The 1,974-nt window shown below is 66.1% G+C and carries 2 protein-coding genes and 2 pseudogenes; 1 reads left to right on the forward strand and 3 read right to left on the reverse strand.

Annotation, left to right across the window (positions count from 1 at the left end):
• The 3 genes and pseudogenes from AB0P24_RS47795 to AB0P24_RS47805 all read right to left on the reverse strand — a co-directional run.
• Positions 1–93 (reverse strand): annotated as a pseudogene (locus AB0P24_RS47795) (universal stress protein); the annotation flags it as partial.
• A gap of 42 nt (positions 94–135) precedes the next feature.
• Positions 136–1,005 (reverse strand): carbohydrate ABC transporter permease, encoded by an 870-nt coding sequence (locus tag AB0P24_RS47800; protein WP_365805764.1) that lies wholly within the window; start codon positions 1,003–1,005, stop codon positions 136–138.
• Complete coding sequence (locus AB0P24_RS47805; protein ID WP_365805766.1) at positions 1,002–1,919, reverse strand: sugar ABC transporter permease; 918 nt, start codon at positions 1,917–1,919, stop codon at positions 1,002–1,004. Before AB0P24_RS47805 ends, AB0P24_RS47800 begins: the two co-directional genes overlap by 4 nt.
• On the opposite strand from AB0P24_RS47805, the pseudogene AB0P24_RS47810 reads away from it, so the two are divergent.
• A pseudogene (locus tag AB0P24_RS47810) lies at positions 1,882–1,974 on the forward strand (Scr1 family TA system antitoxin-like transcriptional regulator); the annotation flags it as partial. The gene AB0P24_RS47805 and the pseudogene AB0P24_RS47810 sit on opposite strands and share 38 nt — an antisense overlap.

Consider the following 1,974-nt stretch of genomic DNA (forward strand, 5'->3'; position numbering starts at 1 on the left):
CAGCATCTCGACGAAACCGCTGCGCCCCCGGGAACCCAGCACCAGCACGGCGGCGTCCCGGCTCTCGCGCACCAGCGCGTACTCCGGCTCCTCCGCCTGCCCAGCACCGAGCTGGGCGACGGGGTGCCGCGCGGGTCAGGTGCCCTGCACCGCGCCTTCGGTGGCGCCCGCGATGAAACCGCGGGCGAAGACGGCGAAGACCAGGACCAGCGGCAGGGCCGCCATCAGCACGCCGGCCATGACCATGCTGTAGTCGGTGGTGTGGCCGACGTTCAGCTGGGCCAGCTCCACCTGGAGGGTCACGTGGTCGGGGTTGGTGAGCACGACGAGCGGCCAGACGTAGTCGTTCCAGGCACCGACGAAGGCGTAGATGGCGAGGAAGGACAGCGCCGGCCTGATCATCGGCAGCGCGATGTTCCAGTACTGGCGGAAGAACCCGGCGCCGTCGATGCGCGCGGCGTCGAGCAGTTCGTCGGGCACGCCGTTCTCGATGTACTGGCGCAGCCAGAAGATGCCGAAGGCGTTGGCGAGGGCGGGGGGCACCAGCGCCTGGAGCGTACCGACCCAGCCGATCTTGGACATGAGGATGAACTGCGGCAGGATCGCCAGTTGCAGCGGCAGCATCATGAACAGCAGCAGCGTCCCGAAGAGCAGCTTGCGGCCGGGGAAGTCGAACTTGGCGAAGGTGAAGGCCGCGAGCGAGTCGACGAACAGCACCAGGACGGTGGTGACGCTCGCGACGACGACCGTGTTGAGCATCGACCCGAAGAAATCGATGGTGTTCAGCACGTGCCGGATGTTCTCCAGCAGGTGCGAGCCGAAGGTGAACTTCGGCGGGCTCTTGTAGATGTCCTGGGTGGTGTTGGTCGCCATGACGATCGTCCACACGAACGGGAAGACCGAGAGCGCGACGGCCGTCATGAGGATGAGGTGCGCGGTCAGGCCCTTGGGGCGGCGCAGCCGCCTCGCGCGCGGGGCCGGCCGCGTGGTGTCCGCCGCGGTCACGGCTTCCTCCCTCGTTGGGTGATGCGCCAGTTGACGGCGACGAGGACGATGATCAGCAGGAAGAAGGCCCACACGATGGCCGCGCCGTAGCCGTAGTCGTTGTTGAGGAAGGCCGACTGGTAGAAGTAGAGCAGCGTGGTCAGACCGGCCTGTCCCGGGCCGCCGAGGTTCGCGTTGGCGGCGTTGCTGGCGAACAGGACCTGGGGTTCGCTGAAGCTCTGCAGACCGTTGATCGTCGAGATGATCACGGTGAACAGGATGATCGGCCGCATGATCGGGACGGTGATCTGGAAGAACGTGCGGACCGGGCCGGCGCCGTCCATCTTCGCCGCCTCGTAGATCGAGGCCGGGATGGCCTGGAGACCGGCCAGGTAGATGATCATGTTGTAGCCGGTCCACATCCAGGTCATCAGCAGCGCGATGACCACTTTGATCAGCCACGGGTTGCTCAGCCACGGCACCGGCGAGATGCCGACCGTGCCCAGGATCGCGTTGACCAGGCCGAAGTTGTTGCTGAACACCGCGCCGAAGAAGATCGCCACCGCGACGATCGAGGTGACGTTCGGCACGTAGAGGGCGATGCGGTAGAACCCCTTGAAGCGGCGCACCGAGTGCAGCAGCGTCGCCAGCATCAGGGCGCCGAAGAGGGTGGGCACGGTGGACAGCACCCAGATCACCAGGGTGTTGCGGATCGACAGCCAGAAGACCGGGTCGTCCCACAGGAACCGGAACTGCTGCAGGCCCACGAACTGCATGGTGCCCATGCCGTCCCAGCGCTGGAAGGCCAGGTACAGCGAGTAGAAGACGGGGAAGAAGGAGAAGGCGGCGAAGATCAGGTAGAAGGGCGAGATCGCCAGGTACTGCCGCCAGAACGTCGAGAAGGTCCTGGAGGCGGAGAAGCACGCCGAGTCCATCGAGGAGTGGTGCCCCAGCACCTTTCCGGGGCTGCTTCAGACCGCCTCGTACGCG

The organism is Streptomyces sp. NPDC086519 (assembly GCF_040686075.1).
Classification (GTDB): Bacteria; Actinomycetota; Actinomycetes; order Streptomycetales; family Streptomycetaceae; genus Streptomyces; species Streptomyces shenzhenensis.